The organism is Vibrio sp. H11, assembly GCF_004804295.1.
Classification (GTDB): domain Bacteria; phylum Pseudomonadota; class Gammaproteobacteria; order Enterobacterales; family Vibrionaceae; genus Vibrio; species Vibrio ostreae.
In genome coordinates this window covers 159,176-174,315 of sequence record NZ_SSHN01000001.1, presented here as the reverse complement: position 1 = coordinate 174,315, position 15,140 = coordinate 159,176, and the positions used below count along the sequence as shown (strand labels likewise).

The window sequence follows — 15,140 nt, the reverse complement described above, 5'->3', positions numbered from 1 at the left end:
TGTAACGCAAGATGCGTGCCAGGCTATTTACATTACTTTTCAGCAGGTTAATGCTATGACAATAAATTGACTCAGCGAAAATCAGCGCTGCATGTTGTATTTGCGCATTTTCTCAACCAAAGTCGTGCGGCGCATACCCAGCATATCAGCGGCACGAGCCACAACGCCACCCTGAGCGTCCAGAGCCTGGTTAATCAGGTTCACTTCCAAATCGGCCAGCAACTCTTTCAGGTTCACGCCTTCCGGAGGCAGTGATTGTGGGGCATCGAGCTGCTCACTAAAGGCTTCATCCTGACCAAAACTGAAGTCTTCCGAGAAAATATCCGCCAGCACATCGCGCTCCTGCTCTTCAACCGAACTGAAACGACTTGGCTCAGGCTGGAATTCAGGAATATCACTGTAACGGTATTTGGTCGGCAGATGGTTAACATCCACCAGGCTGTTCGGATACAGGATAACCATGCGCTCGACCAGGTTGGCCAACTCGCGCACATTCCCCGGCCAGTCGTGCTCCATCAGAGAATTGATCGCGCGTGGTGTGAAACAGATAGGCAGGCCGCCTTCCGCTTCCAGACGGGTCATCAGCTCCTGCAGCAGGAGCGGAATATCTTCTTTGCGCTCTTTCAGCGCCGGCATTTCAATCGGGAACACATTGAGACGATAGTAAAGATCTTCACGGAAACGCTGATCATCTATCATAGTTTCCAGGTTGCGGTGCGTCGCCGCAATCACGCGGACATTGGCTTTAATCGTACTGTTACCGCCGACACGCTCAAAACAGCGCTCTTGCAGCACTCGCAGTAACTTCACCTGCATACTCATCGGCATATCACCGATTTCATCCAGGAACAGTGTACCGCCGTCAGCCAGTTCAAAACGTCCTTTCCGCGCGGTAATTGCCCCGGTGAAGGCGCCTTTTTCATGACCAAACAGTTCGCTTTCTAACAGATCGGCCGGAATAGCGCCGCAGTTAATCGGCACGAACGGGCCGCCGCGACGTGACGAATGGTAATGGATGTTACGTGCCACCACTTCTTTGCCTGTCCCGGATTCCCCCAGGATAAGTACATTGGCTTCGGTGCCCGCAACTTGTTCAATCAGGTGACGAACTTCCTGGATACCATGACTTTGCCCAACCAGGCTGCGAAACAGCGTGTTTTTACGCGCACTCGCCATGACCTGAATGCCTTTACGCCCCAGGAACTCTTTGCAGTGTCTCAGTGCTTCACTGAGCTGCGGATAATTGAGAGGGAAATCCAGCTCACCAACAAAATGGGGAAACTCTTCCAGCGAGTACGGCTGCTTATTCGCGACCAATAGCGGGATGTGGTTAGCTTTTGCAAGAGAATTCGACAGCAACTCAGGTAAGTACTGCGTTCCGAGGGAGCCCAGGATGCATCCAGCCCAAACAGCCGACCAGTCAATCTGATCCAACTGAGAAGACTCAATCACCTCACATTGCTCTCCAACAAATTCTAATATGGTACTGAGACTCAGACGAATCGAGGGATCGTCTTCAATCACAAGTAGTTTTGCTAAACCTTGCATAGGTGAGATTATTTGCCTTAATTCTGGAATGTTGTTGTCGCGCTGCTGACTGTCATCATCAGACCCGACAATTTATAATATCTATCTGTCTAAACGACAGACAATTTGTGGAATTCAGCAACAAAAAAGCCACTGGCTAGTTAGTGGCTTCTATTCTATTTAATTATAAAAATAAGGCAACCTGGCAATTAACCGATGTGATATCAGTTAAAAGTTTCAAAAATTCCTTAGATTCCCACTTCTGAGGCAGTCAGATTGTGGTATTCAGCCGGAATTTGATCCCAGGCGGACTTGATTTCACGCAAAATATCAATAACGTCGTCAATAGGCTGAGGGTCATTCTCATAGTTTGCCGTCGTGATCTGAGTGATCATAAATTCATACAACTGATCGAGATTCTCGGCGATTTCGCCACCATCATTCATCGACAGACAGCTGCGCAGGCTGATGACAATTTCTAACGCCTTACCAAGACGTTCACCTTTAACCGGGATATGACCCTGCAACATCGCCGCCTTACCTTGAATAAGACGTTCAATTGCACCGCCCATCAGCATCTGAACGATTTTATGCGGTGAGGCCGCACTTAGCTGGCTATCCACTGATACTTTTTTGTACGCCTGTAAAGAACCACGCATAGTCTTCCTCTTTATAAAAACTTTTTGTATTGCTGAACTGATTTGTTGCCGTAGCGATATTTATGCAACAATCGACCTATTGCAGTCGTTTGTGACTGCATCTGTTCAACAAGCTGTTGTGTTTGCAAAATTGCCTTGCGCCAAACCTCAGAATGGGCAAATTCCGGATTGTCAGCTGCGTAGAGTAACAATCCTTGCAATAACCGTTCTCTCTTATCGACCAAGTCTACAATTTCTTCAGTGTTAATGTCTTGCTCTGAAAGACTCTGCTTTAATTGGTGATCCAGATCACGTAAAACTTGCAGCTCATCATCCATGTTACTGACCTAACATACTCATCATGCTCGACAGCTGGGACTGCATGTTGCTGGTTGCATCCTGCATGGCAGAGAAGCGCGCATGGGTGCGCTGCTGTAAATTATCCATGCGGCGATCTAATGCCGCCTGGTCATCCATCAGGCGTCTGTCCTGCTCACCAAGGCTACGCTCACGAGTGCGAATCGAACCGGTCACCCCGGTCATACTCTGAATCGCATCTTCTACTTTGCGTGCGAATCCCTGGTTGCCGCCAAAAAACTCGCCCAGACGAGTGAAGTTATTGTTCAGCTGGCGATCGAGCATGTCATGATTGATCTCCAGTGTTCCCTGACGGGTCGTCGTAATACCAAACTCAGTCAGGCTACGAATATCTTGCGGAGCACCTTCTACCGGCGATGAAAACACCGAGCGTAAACGTGAATGCGCGCTGCGCACCACACTGTCACCGGCCAGAGGCCCCGCCTTCCCGGTCGTGGGATCAACACTGCTCAGATCCTGGCTGACCGCAAAAAACTGGTTATACGCTGCGACAAATTGTTCGATATCCTGACGCACACTGTCACGGTCATATTCAATATCGATTTCAGCCGGTCGATCACCCGGATTGGTTTTACCACTCAGGGTTAAATCAACCCCGTCAATGGCATTTTCAATCACGTTGTTTTCACTCGACAACTTAGCGACACCGTCCAGCATCACCATGGAGTCCTGCCCGGCCTGAACCTGAATCATTCCTGAATAACCATCGAATGAATCTTGCGCCGCTTTCAGTTCCTGCTGCGCCTGTTCGAGTTGCTCGAGACGTTCGCGCTCTGCTTCCGGCAGTTTCGCGCGAGCAGCTTGCTTAGCTTCTTGTGGCGTCATATTGCCGCTTTGCACGGCTGCGTCAATGGCAGCCTGTTCACGGGCTAGTTGGGCATCGAGACGAGCCTGAGCCTCTTGCGGCGTAACATAAGAATCCGTGAGCGTACCGGAGGCAGTGTTGCTCCAGCCCGGCACTTGCGATGATTTTTCCTGCGCCGTACTGTCTAACTCAGCTTCCGGCTCTGAATAGGAATCGAGTAAAGTCCCCGAAGCCGTTTCAGTCCAGCCCGGAATTCTGTCTTGTGGTCTCAGATAACGGTTGGCATCCGTGCCGGCTTGTGCCGCTGCACGGACTGCGTCTTCGGACAGCTCATCTGAATCAGAACTTTGACCTGTGCTTTGTGCAGCAGAATTGACGTGTTCTGACATGGCCTGATCGACATTTCGTGCCGCCTCGCCAATCCGATCGGCAACTTGAGCGGCAACTTTTTGCTGCTCGGGTGTCAGAGGGGCAATCAGCTGCTGTGCTTTGGCGCGTGCTGATTCCAGATCTTTGACCCGATCTTCTAACGTTTTGTATTCCAGGCGATGCAACGCATCCCCGGATGGGGCATCAGCGCGAATACTAATGCGGTGATTCGCACCGGATAAATTTGAAGCGACAATCAAACGCGGCCCGTCAACGTCATTGATGACCGAAGCACGAACTCCTGGGTTACGGTCCTCGTCGTTAATGCCACGTACGACATCAATCAATCGGGATCGACCACGTACATCGACACTAAATGATTGATCACCAAGAGAAATCTGCAGCTTACCCGGGCCAAACCTGGCATCTTCCGGTAATACCGCTGATGCCAGTTTATGACTTTGGGCAAGCTGCAGCACATCGACTGCGTATCTGCCTGCGATTGCGTCTGTGGATGCGGTCGCAGATACCACCTTGTCGTCGCTTGTATCGACTTTGCGCACGGCAAAAGCCTCCTGCTGACGAAAATTCGTCATCAGGTTACGCATGGTATCCAGCGACTCTCTGAGTCTGCCATAGGCACTGATACTGGTATCAATTTCAGTGCGCTTGTTGTCAATGCTTTGCTGCTTGGGAGCACGCTCTGCATTGACAATTCCGCTGACCACTGAATTAATATCAAAACCAGTGTTCATTCCCATTGGGCCTAAACTCATTATTTCACCTCAAAAAAACGATTACACCTTGGTCAGTAACAGGCCCGATGTCGGGCTCTGTCCCTGCGACAGGCGTCGTAAAACCTCAAGCATTTCTTCATCTGGAATCTGACGTATTATGTCGCCGGTTGAGGCCTCATAAATCGTCACAACATCCCGCCCTGATTCTTCATCCACCCTGAATGCCAGCCCCTTGTTGAACGAATCAACAAATTCATTCATCTGTTCAACAATCTTAGCACGTTGCTCCTCGCTGACCCGCTGTTGTTCACGGGATTGCTCAACGGCGCTTGCCAATGCCTGGTCCTGACCTCGTTGTGTCTGCTGTGCCAAACGTGCAGTATTATCGCCACGCTGAACCATGCGGTAGTCATCTTTCGAATCAGAAGCGCCTTTCACGCTATCGTTTTCTGAAGCAAATTTAATGCCACTCTGCGAGCCGTAAGGCTGGACGTTCGATGTATAGGATGGTCCGTCCATAACAATCTCCCTCCACCTTATCAGCCGTCGTTAAGAGAACGACGACCTAAAGCTCCCAGCTGCCAGGATTAACCCAGCAGGCTAAGAGCTGCAGATGGTGCCTGTCTCGCCTGCGCCAGTACCGACGTACTCGCTTGTTGCAGGATCTGTGACTTGGTCATCGCCGTCGTTTCACGTGCATAGTCAGTATCTTTGATACGGCTACGAGACGCGTTCACGTTCTCATTGATGTTATCAAGGTTACTGATTGCATGGTTAAAACGGTTTTGGAATGCACCCAGAGAAGCACGCTGACTGTCAACCGATTTCAATGCGCCATCCAGCAACGCGACCGCTTCTTGCGAGCCGGCCACACTGGTCACATCGATATCTTTCACTGTCACATCCTGACCAGCCGCAAAGCCAATCTCAGAGCCAAGATCACCGCCGATAGTGACCTCACCGTTTACCTTCTGAGTAGCAGCAAACAGTTGCAGTTTACCATCTTCGCCGACAGACGCTTTTACATCATCATTCTGACCGTTAATGTAAGTCGCTACTTCTTCTAAATCATCACCCTGTTTAGCGTTGATGGTCACATTGCGCGCCTCACCCTGACGATCGGTATAGCTCAGAGTCAGCTCAGTGGCATCACCCACTGTCCAGTCCGCGGCTTTCCCTTCTGCTGCACGGTAAGATTTACCGCCCATTGCCATGGTATCAGAACGCAAGTTGCCCATGCTCAGATTTACCGCTTCACCGGAATCTGCGCCAATCTGGAATGATTTATTACCAAAAGTACCGTTTAGTAGTTTGTTACCACCAAATGAAGTGGTTTCCGCAATACGGTTCAGCTCATCATTCAGCGCCGACACTTCTTCTTGAATTGCCTGACGCTCAGAACCTGAGTTAGAGCCGTTTGAGGATTGCAATGCCAGGTCACGCATACGTTGCAGAATGTTGGTGCTCTCGTTCATCGCACCTTCAGCGGTTTGCGCGATTGAGATACCATCATTTGCGTTACGTACAGCCATATCCAAACCACGGCTTTGTGAACTCAGTCGGTTTGAGATCTGCAGCCCCGCCGCGTCGTCTTTAGCGCTGTTGATACGGTAACCGGAAGACAGACGTTCCATCGACTTCTGGGCACCGTCAGCTGCACCGTTCAGATAACGCTGGGCGGTCATCGCCGAGACGTTGGTACTTACATTAATTGCCATATTGTGATCTCCTAAGGCGGAATAGTTGGCGCGTTTTCGAGTCTCTCACCTCTCGTCCACGCACCTCATTTCTCTCGTATCCTTTAACGGCGACCACTCAACATCCTTTAGGCCGAACTGCGACCTTTTTTCCAACAATTGTCCATTTATGAATAAAACGTGACCAAGAACACAAAAATCAGGCATAAAAAAATCCAGCCGAAGCTGGATTTTTTGTTCTTGGAGGCGATTAGCCCAGCAGACTTAGTGCCGCTTGCGGAGTCTGTTTGGCTTGAGCCAGAATTGAGCTTGAAGCCTGAGACAGAATCTGTGCCTTCGTCATTGCCGTCGATTCTTTCGCGAAATCGGTGTCTTTGATACGGCTCTTAGACGCATTCACGTTTTCGTTAATGTTGTCCAGGTTATTGATAGCGTGACCGAAGCGGTTCTGGAATGCACCCAGCTCTGCGCGGTGGCTATCAACATATTTCAGGGCAGCATCAACGATAGCAACCGATTCCTGAGCACCACCTACGCTGGTTACGTCGATGTTGTCGACTGTCACTTGCTGACCGTCACCCATACCCAGTTCACCAGCCAGACCGCCGCTGAAGGAAACAGGGCCAGACACTTTGTTGTTGTCCGTGAACACTTGCAGCTGACCATCTTCGTTTACCGACGCTTTGACCATGTCAGTCTGACCGTTGATGTAAGTCGCCAGCTCTTCGATATCATCACCCGCTTTCGCGCTGATGTTGATGGTCTGCTCTGTACCTTGCGCATCGTTCAGCGTGATGCTCAGGTCATTTGAACCATCAGCGACTGTCCAGTCCTGGTCTTTAGCATTGGCTGCCTGGTAGCTGGTACCACCCATCATACGGTTATCACTGCGCATATCTTTCAGGGTCAGCATCACCGCTTCACCGTTATCCGCACCAATCTGAAATGCTTTGGTTTCGAAGGTGCCGTTCAGCAGTTTGTTACCACCGAAAGACGTGGTTTCTGCGATACGGTTCAGCTCATCATTCAGTGCTGTAACTTCTTCCTGAATCGCGACACGGTCTGATTTAGAGTTCGAACCGTTAGCAGATTGCAGAGACAGGTCACGCATACGTTGCAGGATATTGGTGGTTTCGTTCATCGCACCTTCTGCTGTCTGCGCCATCGAAATACCATCGTTGGCGTTACGTACCGCGACATCCAGACCGCGGCTTTGTACATTCAGACGGTTTGAAATTTGCAGACCAGCCGCATCATCTTTGGCGCTGTTGATGCGTGAACCAGAAGACAGACGCTCCATTGAGGTTTGCTGAGCACTGGTTGCACTGTTCAGGTAACGTTGCGCGGTCATCGCTGATACGTTGGTATTTACATTTACTGCCATAGTGGTATCTCCAATTGATTTTCCGATATTTCCGGTTTCCGACGTCTCGGAAAACCAAGTAGTTCTCTCAAAGTTACTTTCTTTAACGGCGTGGGTTTGAAAAGCTTTAGGTCGATTTTAAGATTTTTTTGAAAAAAACTGCTTTAGCGGATTAAAAGTGACGAAACTACAAAAAGAGCTAAAAAATTGCGTTTTTCACTAAAGCTTTTCAAGCGCTTGTCGATACTGCTTGGTTCGGCTTACCAATAAAACTTATTGGTTGTAACAAGGCCTATTCGTTGTATCACACCTATTCATTATCTGAGGCGATGATGAACATGAGATAGGAACAAGCCTCTTGCTAAGTAACAGCTAACAGAATACTAGTTACCCAGCAGAGTCAGGGCGATATTGGGCTGATTGCGTGCCTGGGCCAGAATCGTGGTACTAACCTGCTGCAGGATCTGCTGCTTAATCATTTGAGTGGTTTCTTTGGCGTAGTCGGTATCTTTAATCCGACTGTTGGATGCAGCAAGATTCTCATGCACATTATCCAGATTGTTAATGGCATGACCAAAACGGTTCTGCAGCGCCCCCAGTTCAGAGCGATGGCTGTCGACATACTGCATGGCAGTATCCAGCACCGACACAGCGCGCTGCGCACCGCCAACCGAAGTAATATCAAGATTATCAACCGCTTCATAACCTTGCAGGTTCATCTGCAGCTCATCGGCCAGACTGCCGCTGAAAGACAAAGTGCCTGCCGTTTCTTTACCGGCCATGAAAATCTGTAACTGTCCTTTGTCATTAACCGATGCCGAGACCTTATCGGTCTGACCATTAATGTAGGTAGCCAGCTGTTCAATGTCATCGCCATTGCGGGCCTGGAGGGTGATCTGCTCTTGCTGACCACGCGCATTAAGGTAGGAGATGTTCAGCTCATTTCGGCCATTACCGGTCCGCCAGTCTTTATCTGCCATCCCAGCGGCAACATAACTGAAACCCCCCATATTAATGTCATCAGAGCGCATGCTCTTCAGCGATAACTGCACCGCTTCGCCGGATGAGGCACCAATCTGGAAGGACGCCTGACCGAAAGAACCGTTGAGCAATTTTCGCCCACCAAAAGAGGTCGTTTCAGCGATTCGGTTCAGTTCATCATTCAAAGCGCCCATTTCTTCCTGTAAAGCGACTCGATCCTGTTTATTGTTTGACCCGTTAGCCGATTGCAAAGACAAATCCCGCATTCGCTGCAGAAGATTGGTGGTTTCCTGCATCGCGCCTTCGGCAGTCTGCATGATTGAAATGCCGTCATTAGCATTACGTACCGCCACATCCAGCCCACTCATTTGCGCTTTGAGTCGATTGGAGATCTGCAAACCTGCCGCATCATCTTTGGCGCTGTTGATTCTGTTTCCAGAAGACAACCGCTCCATTGACTGATTGAGCATATCGGTCGCGCTGGTCAAATGCCGCTGGGCTATAAGCGCTGAGATATTGGTGTTGACCGTAATCGCCATGCAGTGAAGGCACCCTGTGCTGAGTATCGTGTATGCAAGCTCTATCGGCAGACCGGCATTAAACTTTAGTGCCGCTAGCAGATTTAGCTCACTCAGACCAGATGTTACTTTAAGCAGCAACGAGATAAAGAAAAAGCCAGGCAAAGCCTGGCTTGAACTCAATCCTGACCAATAAAAACCTTTGCGCTCGTTCAGGCTTTCAGACTGAGTGACTGCAACATCGCCTCAGACGGCGCAAAGAAATAAGCACCTGTGACGGCCTGAGTAAAGCGCAACAGCTGATCGGTTTTGCCATCGGTTACCCCATACATGCTGTCGAGCATAGTCTTAATATTGTGCAGTGTGTTGCAGTAAGCAATAAACAGCAGACCATGTTCACTGCTGGCACTGCCATAAGGCAGGCTGTGGCGCACAATTTTCAGCCCTTTACCCTGCTCTTTAATATCCACCCGGCCGACATGGGAAGCGGCTGGCACATTATCCAGCTCGACTGAGTCGACTTTGGTTCGACCAATGACCTTTTCCTGCGCGGACACATTCAGGCGATTCCAGGCCGGCAGGTTGTGGACAAAACGCTGCACCAACACATAGCTGCCCCCGGCAAATTCACCATCGGGTATGATGGCGACTTCACGGCGCTGCTCCTGTTTCGGGTTTTCTGTGCCGTCAATAAAACCGGTCATGTCTCTGGAGTCCAGATAACGGAAGCCATAGGTTTCATCGACCACCTCGACATCTTCCGCCACCTGCTCCAGACATTGGCGCATCACGTAAAACAGCAGGTCGTGACGCAGGCTGTGACAATGAATCAGCACATCGACATCGGTTGCCGGTGCCTGAGTTGCGCCTTCTCCCAGCGGAGAAAAATCAATTAATTCTCCCGGCATCGGCGTTTCCAGCTGTTGCCAGAACGCCTTACTGAATGCGATAGACAAGCTCAATTCCGCGCCTGGCTGCGTTGCGTTCAGTTCCTCCACCAGCGCAGGTAAAGCCTGCAACTGCTCAAGAACCTGAGCGTAGTTTTGCTTAATTTTCAAAAGACTGTACAGTGCGAAGGGTTTCGCTTCCGGCAAAATAGCCGACTGTGGCGTTGACATATTAAGTCCTCACTTTTGTTTTTGCTCAGTGTATTCAATCATCAGACAAGCCCACTCAGTGCTGCGTGCCAATCCCGGCGCCGCTGTGCTTATCCTAAAAATAAGTGCTGGTTTGTACGTGTCCGGCGCGGTTATCGATTAGCGTCTATCGGTTCACAAAAGCAGTCTTTTACCCGGCGACTGCGCAGCAGATACAGAACTAACCATAACAGAATCAATAAGGTCAGGGCATTCGCCCAATGAAAAATACCGTGTTGCAAATACGTGTGGTATCCCACCTGGATTGACTGTACAAGCACCGTCAGTATCGTCAGCCAGCGCCCGTTACGCACCAAAGCGTTAATTTTTGTCCGCTGCTGATGGCGCAGGCCAATCAGCCACATCAGTGCCAGACCGGGCAAGCCAGACAGCAAACCAAGATACAGGGTGGCCGAATTCGGATAGACCCAGGCCAGAATATCAGAACCACTGCTGCGGCTGACGCCTGCCATCACAAACACCAGCCAGGCCCGGGCCAGAAATATCCAGCCCAGCCATAGCCAGACCGGTGCCTTCAGGTAACCATGTGTATCATATTGTTCAATCGCGTAACGCACTGCTCGCCCTGTACCACTTAGCAACTTCATGTTATTGCCTTCCACTTTAGCGCAATGATTTCAAATAGCTATATGCAAGCGCTACTTTTGGTGCCAACCAAGCTTCATGTTACCCTTGGTGAAAACTGATAGGACGGCTGAAATGAAAAACAAAATCGTCGCGTCGCCGCAAACTCAGGACGACGCCAATAAAATTGCCAGGGCGACACAAAAGCCCGGCCAAACCAAAGAGCAAACCAAGCTGATTGCCCAAGGTATCGAAAAAGGCATTGCCCTGTATAAGAAAGAACAAAAAGAGAAACAGCGCCAGGCTTATCGGGCACGCAAAAAAGCGCTGAAAAGCAAGCAGTCAGCTCAAAGCGATGACAATAACATCGATTCAGAACCGTCGCTTAATACCACATCTTCATCACCTGCATGGCAAACCAGACTACCATGGATACTGCTGATAGTGAGTTGGATCGGTTTTGCACTCTATATCACCCTCGCTTAATGTCTGCCGGGAGAAGCACAATCGGGCCTCTCCTGCTCATCCTCCACATGTAAACGACACCACCTGCAAACGACATCAATGTAAACGATACCAACATATCGATAACTATAACGATAGATTGTTCCTGTCGACCATTACACCTACTCCGCCACAATAGCCTTGTTATCTATAAGAATTTATTATTTTTATTCTGACATCATGCTATTTCGGCCCCACTTTTTATCGTAATTTTTCTTGTTATAACTCTCTTTATCAAAATGTGATTAAGCTAGCATCCATATTATATGGAAACGTTTACAGTTGCGGCGTGAAACATAATTATCATTAGGAACAAAAAATGTCCCATATACAAAATGGTCTGAGCTTTATAGACATCATGGTTTTTGCCATCTACGTTGCCATCATCATCGCTGTCGGTCTCTGGGTATCCCGCGATAAAAAAGGCGTGGCAAAAAGTACTGAAGATTACTTCCTGGCCGGTAAATCACTGCCTTGGTGGGCCGTCGGTGCCTCGCTGATTGCCGCTAACATCTCTGCTGAACAGTTTATCGGTATGTCCGGCTCTGGCTTTTCTATTGGCCTGGCGATTGCTTCTTACGAGTGGATGGCCGCGTTAACCCTGATCATCGTCGGTAAATACTTCCTGCCAATTTTCATCGATAAAGGCATTTACACCATCCCGGAATTTGTTGAACAACGTTTTAATAAAAACCTTAAAACCATTCTGGCGGTGTTCTGGATTGCCCTCTACGTCTTCGTCAACCTGACCTCAGTGCTTTATCTGGGTGGCCTGGCACTGGAAACCATCCTAGGTATTCCGCTGATGTACTCCATCCTGGGTCTGGCACTGTTTGCTCTGGTCTATTCTATCTATGGCGGTCTGTCAGCCGTGGTCTGGACCGATGTCATTCAGGTGTTCTTCCTGGTACTGGGCGGTTTGCTGACGACTTACATGGCAGTGGGCTTTATCGGCGGTGACAACGGCTGGTTCAGCGGTCTGTCGACCATGATTGACGCAGCACCTGGTCACTTTGAAATGATCCTCGACCAAAGCAATCCGCAGTACATGAACCTGCCGGGTATTGCCGTACTGATCGGTGGTCTGTGGGTAGCGAACCTGTATTACTGGGGCTTTAACCAATACATTATCCAGCGCACGCTGGCAGCTAAATCGGTACCTGAAGCGCAAAAAGGGATTCTGTTCGCCGCATTTCTGAAACTGATTGTGCCATTTTTAGTGGTTATTCCGGGCATCGCGGCCTACGTGATTACTAACTCACCGGAACTGATGGCGAGCATGGGCGAGATGGCGACCAACAATATGCCAAATGCCGCTCACGCGGATAAAGCCTACCCATGGCTGACCCAGTTCCTGCCGGTGGGTCTGAAAGGTGTGGTCTTTGCAGCTCTGGCTGCAGCCATCGTGTCGTCACTGGCCTCGATGCTGAACTCAACCGCCACCATCTTCACCATGGACATTTACAAAGAGTACATTGCACCACAAACCGGTGACCACAAATTGGTTAACGTCGGCCGTATCACTGCAGTGGTCGCTTTAGTTATTGCTTGTATGGTCGCGCCTATGCTAGGCGGTATCGGCCAGGCATTCCAGTATATCCAGGAGTACACTGGTCTGGTCAGCCCGGGCATTCTGGCGGTGTTCCTGCTGGGTCTGTTCTGGAAAAAAACCACCAGCAAGGGCGCAATCACAGGTGTGGTACTTTCCATTCCGTTTGCTCTGTTCCTGAAATTCATGCCTCTCAACATGCCATTCATGGACCAGATGCTGTACACCCTGCTGTTCACTATGGTGGTCATCGCACTCACCAGCCTGAGTACCTCGGCTAATGATGACGATCCAAAAGGCATCACACTAACGTCATCGATGTTTGCCACCGGTAAAAACTTCAATATTGCCGCCTATGCCATCATGATTGCACTGGCTGTGCTGTACACCATTTTCTGGTAAATCTAGTCAGACATGACCTAAGGTTATGACATCAAGCCCCGCCCGACGGCGGGGCTTCATCCGTTTTATCAATCCGCACTCAGTGAGCCAGATATGCATCAAGAGTTACTGCCGAATATCGTTACTTTTCTGCAATCCATGTCACCATTCAGCCAGCTCAAGGCTGAAACCGTCAATCAAATAGCGCATTCGGTCGAAATCCTTTATCTGGGAAAAAATGAATACCTGGATTCGCAGCAATCCGCACAGCAACAATTCCTGTACCTGATCAGGGCTGGCGTGATTGAACAACGTTATCAGGATGGCAGCCTGCGTTCACGTCTTGGCAGTGATGACATATTTGGTCTCAGCCAAAACCACCAACCTGAGTACCATGTTGTGGCGCTGGAACATACGCTGCTGTACCGGATTGATTATTCGTCTTTGCTGCAAAAAGTGGCGGACTACCCACAAGTGATTGCCCAGCTTGCGCCAAATATCCCCACCCGTCTTGCCCACTCAATCCATCGGCCGGTCACCGATAGCGCTGACACTATTTTTCTCGAGCCGGTCAGTCAGTTGCTCGACCCAAAGATTGCGATTGTTTCACCAGACACCACGATTCAGCAGGTTGCACACCGGATGCGTAACGAACTGCGCAGCTCATGTGCGGCGATTGTCGATGAACAGCAAAAACTGATTGGCCTGGTGACAGATAAAGATATGACCAAACGGGTCGTAGCCCAGGGCTGGGATGTACAGCAACCGATATCTTCTATCATGACCACGCACCTCTACGCGGTAAACAGCCGCGATCTGGTCTTGAATGCCACTGAGTTGATGATGCAGCATCACATCCAGAATATTCCGGTCGTTGACGATAACTTTGCCATTCTGGGCATCATTACCCCGCAACAATTGATTCAGAAACACAGTATTCAGGCCGTGTTTCTCAACGAAAAGATTCGCCAGGCCGATTCGGTTGTGGCACTGAGTGAACTTGGCTCTGAGCGCAATGCGCTGTTTTGTGCCTTAGTGGAAAGCGGCGTCTCTAGTGACATCATCGGTCAGGTTATGACACGGATTTACGATGCGTTTACCTGCCGCCTGCTGGAACTGGCTGAGCAACATCTTGGTATCGCGCCGTGTGCGTTCAGCTGGATTGCAGCTGGCTCCCATGCCCGGCATGAAGTCCATCTCGGTTCCGATCAGGATAATGCCCTGATCCTTGCTGATAGTGCGACAGAGAGCGATAAAGCCTATTTCAGCCATCTGGCGATGTACGTGTGTAAGGGGCTGGATCAATGTGGCTATGCGTTATGTAATGGTCGTTTTATGGCCGTGACCCGGCAATGGTGTCAGCCGCTGCACATCTGGCAGGAGTACTACCGCAAGTGGGCGCGGGCGCCGGAATATGACCAGTTGCTCAATCTAAACGTGTTTATCGAAATTCGTCATATCGCCGGTGATCAGCGCCTGTTTGCCGCCCTTGATAGCCAGCGCCAACAGCAGATCAGTGCCAATCCGAAACTGATGGCAGCGCTGGTAACGAACACACTGCGCACTCGTCCGCCGCTTGGCATCTTCAACAATCTGGTCCTTAAAAAAGATGGCCTCAGCGGAGAAAAAACGCTCGATATCAAACACGCGGCTCTGAGCTGCCTGGTCGACATGGCGCGTATTTATGCGCTCAGTGCCGGCGGTCAGATGCAGGACACCCTGTCTCGACTGCAATTTGCCGAGCAACATTCGCTGCTCAGCCACTCCTCTTATCAGGACTGCCTGGGGATCTATCACTTTGTCACCGACCTGCGTAACCAGCATCAGGTTGATGCGCTGCGCAGTGGTCGTCCTGTCAATAATTTGCTGCAGCCGAACCGGTTTGGCAGCTTTGAACGCCAGCATCTCAAAGACGCCTTCCGCATCATCTCCGGCTTACAAGATGCAATGCGGGTCAAGTTCGGACAATAAG

13 protein-coding genes are annotated in these 15,140 nt (G+C 50.0%); 3 read left to right on the top strand and 10 right to left on the bottom strand.

Annotated features, from left to right (window positions below):
* Positions 1–81: 81 nt before the first annotated feature.
* From E6C74_RS00925 to E6C74_RS00880, 10 genes are all read right to left on the bottom strand, one after another.
* Positions 82–1,548, bottom strand: a complete 1,467-nt coding sequence (locus tag E6C74_RS00925) for a sigma-54 dependent transcriptional regulator (protein ID WP_136482466.1) — start codon at positions 1,546–1,548, stop codon at positions 82–84.
* Between the two features lie 227 nt (positions 1,549–1,775).
* Positions 1,776–2,186, bottom strand: coding sequence for a flagellar export chaperone FliS (gene fliS, locus E6C74_RS00920; protein ID WP_136482464.1), 411 nt, complete (start codon positions 2,184–2,186; stop codon positions 1,776–1,778).
* Between the two features lie 11 nt (positions 2,187–2,197).
* On the bottom strand, positions 2,198–2,503 hold the full coding sequence (locus E6C74_RS00915; RefSeq protein WP_136482462.1) for a flagellar protein FliT: 306 nt from the start codon (positions 2,501–2,503) through the stop codon (positions 2,198–2,200).
* Between the two features lies 1 nt (position 2,504).
* Positions 2,505–4,493, bottom strand: coding sequence for a flagellar filament capping protein FliD (gene fliD / locus E6C74_RS00910; protein ID WP_136482460.1), 1,989 nt, complete (start codon positions 4,491–4,493; stop codon positions 2,505–2,507).
* Between the two features lie 21 nt (positions 4,494–4,514).
* Complete coding sequence (flaG, locus tag E6C74_RS00905; RefSeq protein ID WP_136482458.1) at positions 4,515–4,973, bottom strand: flagellar protein FlaG; 459 nt, start codon at positions 4,971–4,973, stop codon at positions 4,515–4,517.
* 68 nt (positions 4,974–5,041) lie between these two features.
* The gene (locus E6C74_RS00900) at positions 5,042–6,172 is read right to left on the bottom strand and encodes a flagellin (protein WP_136482456.1); all 1,131 of its coding nucleotides are present in this window, start codon (positions 6,170–6,172) and stop codon (positions 5,042–5,044) included.
* A gap of 229 nt (positions 6,173–6,401) precedes the next feature.
* Positions 6,402–7,535, bottom strand: a complete 1,134-nt coding sequence (locus tag E6C74_RS00895) for a flagellin (protein WP_136482454.1) — start codon at positions 7,533–7,535, stop codon at positions 6,402–6,404.
* Positions 7,536–7,897: 362 nt separating this feature from the next.
* Complete coding sequence (locus E6C74_RS00890; RefSeq protein ID WP_136482452.1) at positions 7,898–9,034, bottom strand: flagellin; 1,137 nt, start codon at positions 9,032–9,034, stop codon at positions 7,898–7,900.
* Positions 9,035–9,225: 191 nt separating this feature from the next.
* Complete coding sequence (locus E6C74_RS00885) at positions 9,226–10,131, bottom strand: Dyp-type peroxidase (protein WP_136482450.1); 906 nt, start codon at positions 10,129–10,131, stop codon at positions 9,226–9,228.
* Between the two features lie 131 nt (positions 10,132–10,262).
* Entirely contained in the window at positions 10,263–10,727 is a 465-nt protein-coding gene (locus E6C74_RS00880) for a DUF2919 domain-containing protein (RefSeq protein ID WP_136483161.1), read from the bottom strand.
* Positions 10,728–10,869: 142 nt separating this feature from the next.
* Between E6C74_RS00880 and E6C74_RS00875 the strand changes: the two genes are divergently transcribed.
* The 3 genes from E6C74_RS00875 (at position 10,870) to E6C74_RS00865 (ending at position 15,139) form a co-directional block, all read left to right on the top strand.
* Positions 10,870–11,220: a DUF2956 domain-containing protein gene (locus E6C74_RS00875; RefSeq protein ID WP_136482448.1), complete on the top strand. Its 351-nt coding sequence runs from the start codon at positions 10,870–10,872 to the stop codon at positions 11,218–11,220.
* Between the two features lie 337 nt (positions 11,221–11,557).
* A complete protein-coding gene (locus E6C74_RS00870; RefSeq protein WP_136482446.1) occupies positions 11,558–13,189 on the top strand; it encodes a sodium/sugar symporter in 1,632 nt (543 codons plus the stop codon).
* A gap of 93 nt (positions 13,190–13,282) precedes the next feature.
* Entirely contained in the window at positions 13,283–15,139 is a 1,857-nt protein-coding gene (locus E6C74_RS00865; protein WP_136482444.1) for a DUF294 nucleotidyltransferase-like domain-containing protein, read from the top strand.
* The last annotated feature ends 1 nt before the right edge of the window (position 15,140 follow it).

What these genes read in the sequence shown, in the direction of transcription:
- E6C74_RS00925 (WP_136482466.1), bottom strand. Translation starts at nt 1,548, where the DNA reads ATGCAAGGTTTAGCAAAACTACTTGTGATTGAAGACGATCCCTCGATT.
- fliS (WP_136482464.1), bottom strand. Translation starts at nt 2,186, where the DNA reads ATGCGTGGTTCTTTACAGGCGTACAAAAAAGTATCAGTGGATAGCCAG.
- E6C74_RS00915 (WP_136482462.1), bottom strand. Translation starts at nt 2,503, where the DNA reads ATGGATGATGAGCTGCAAGTTTTACGTGATCTGGATCACCAATTAAAG.
- fliD (WP_136482460.1), bottom strand. Translation starts at nt 4,493, where the DNA reads ATGAGTTTAGGCCCAATGGGAATGAACACTGGTTTTGATATTAATTCA.
- flaG (WP_136482458.1), bottom strand. Translation starts at nt 4,973, where the DNA reads ATGGACGGACCATCCTATACATCGAACGTCCAGCCTTACGGCTCGCAG.
- E6C74_RS00900 (WP_136482456.1), bottom strand. Translation starts at nt 6,172, where the DNA reads ATGGCAATTAATGTAAGTACCAACGTCTCGGCGATGACCGCCCAGCGT.
- E6C74_RS00895 (WP_136482454.1), bottom strand. Translation starts at nt 7,535, where the DNA reads ATGGCAGTAAATGTAAATACCAACGTATCAGCGATGACCGCGCAACGT.
- E6C74_RS00890 (WP_136482452.1), bottom strand. Translation starts at nt 9,034, where the DNA reads ATGGCGATTACGGTCAACACCAATATCTCAGCGCTTATAGCCCAGCGG.
- E6C74_RS00885 (WP_136482450.1), bottom strand. Translation starts at nt 10,131, where the DNA reads ATGTCAACGCCACAGTCGGCTATTTTGCCGGAAGCGAAACCCTTCGCA.
- E6C74_RS00875 (WP_136482448.1), top strand. Translation starts at nt 10,870, where the DNA reads ATGAAAAACAAAATCGTCGCGTCGCCGCAAACTCAGGACGACGCCAAT.
- E6C74_RS00870 (WP_136482446.1), top strand. Translation starts at nt 11,558, where the DNA reads ATGTCCCATATACAAAATGGTCTGAGCTTTATAGACATCATGGTTTTT.
- E6C74_RS00865 (WP_136482444.1), top strand. Translation starts at nt 13,283, where the DNA reads ATGCATCAAGAGTTACTGCCGAATATCGTTACTTTTCTGCAATCCATG.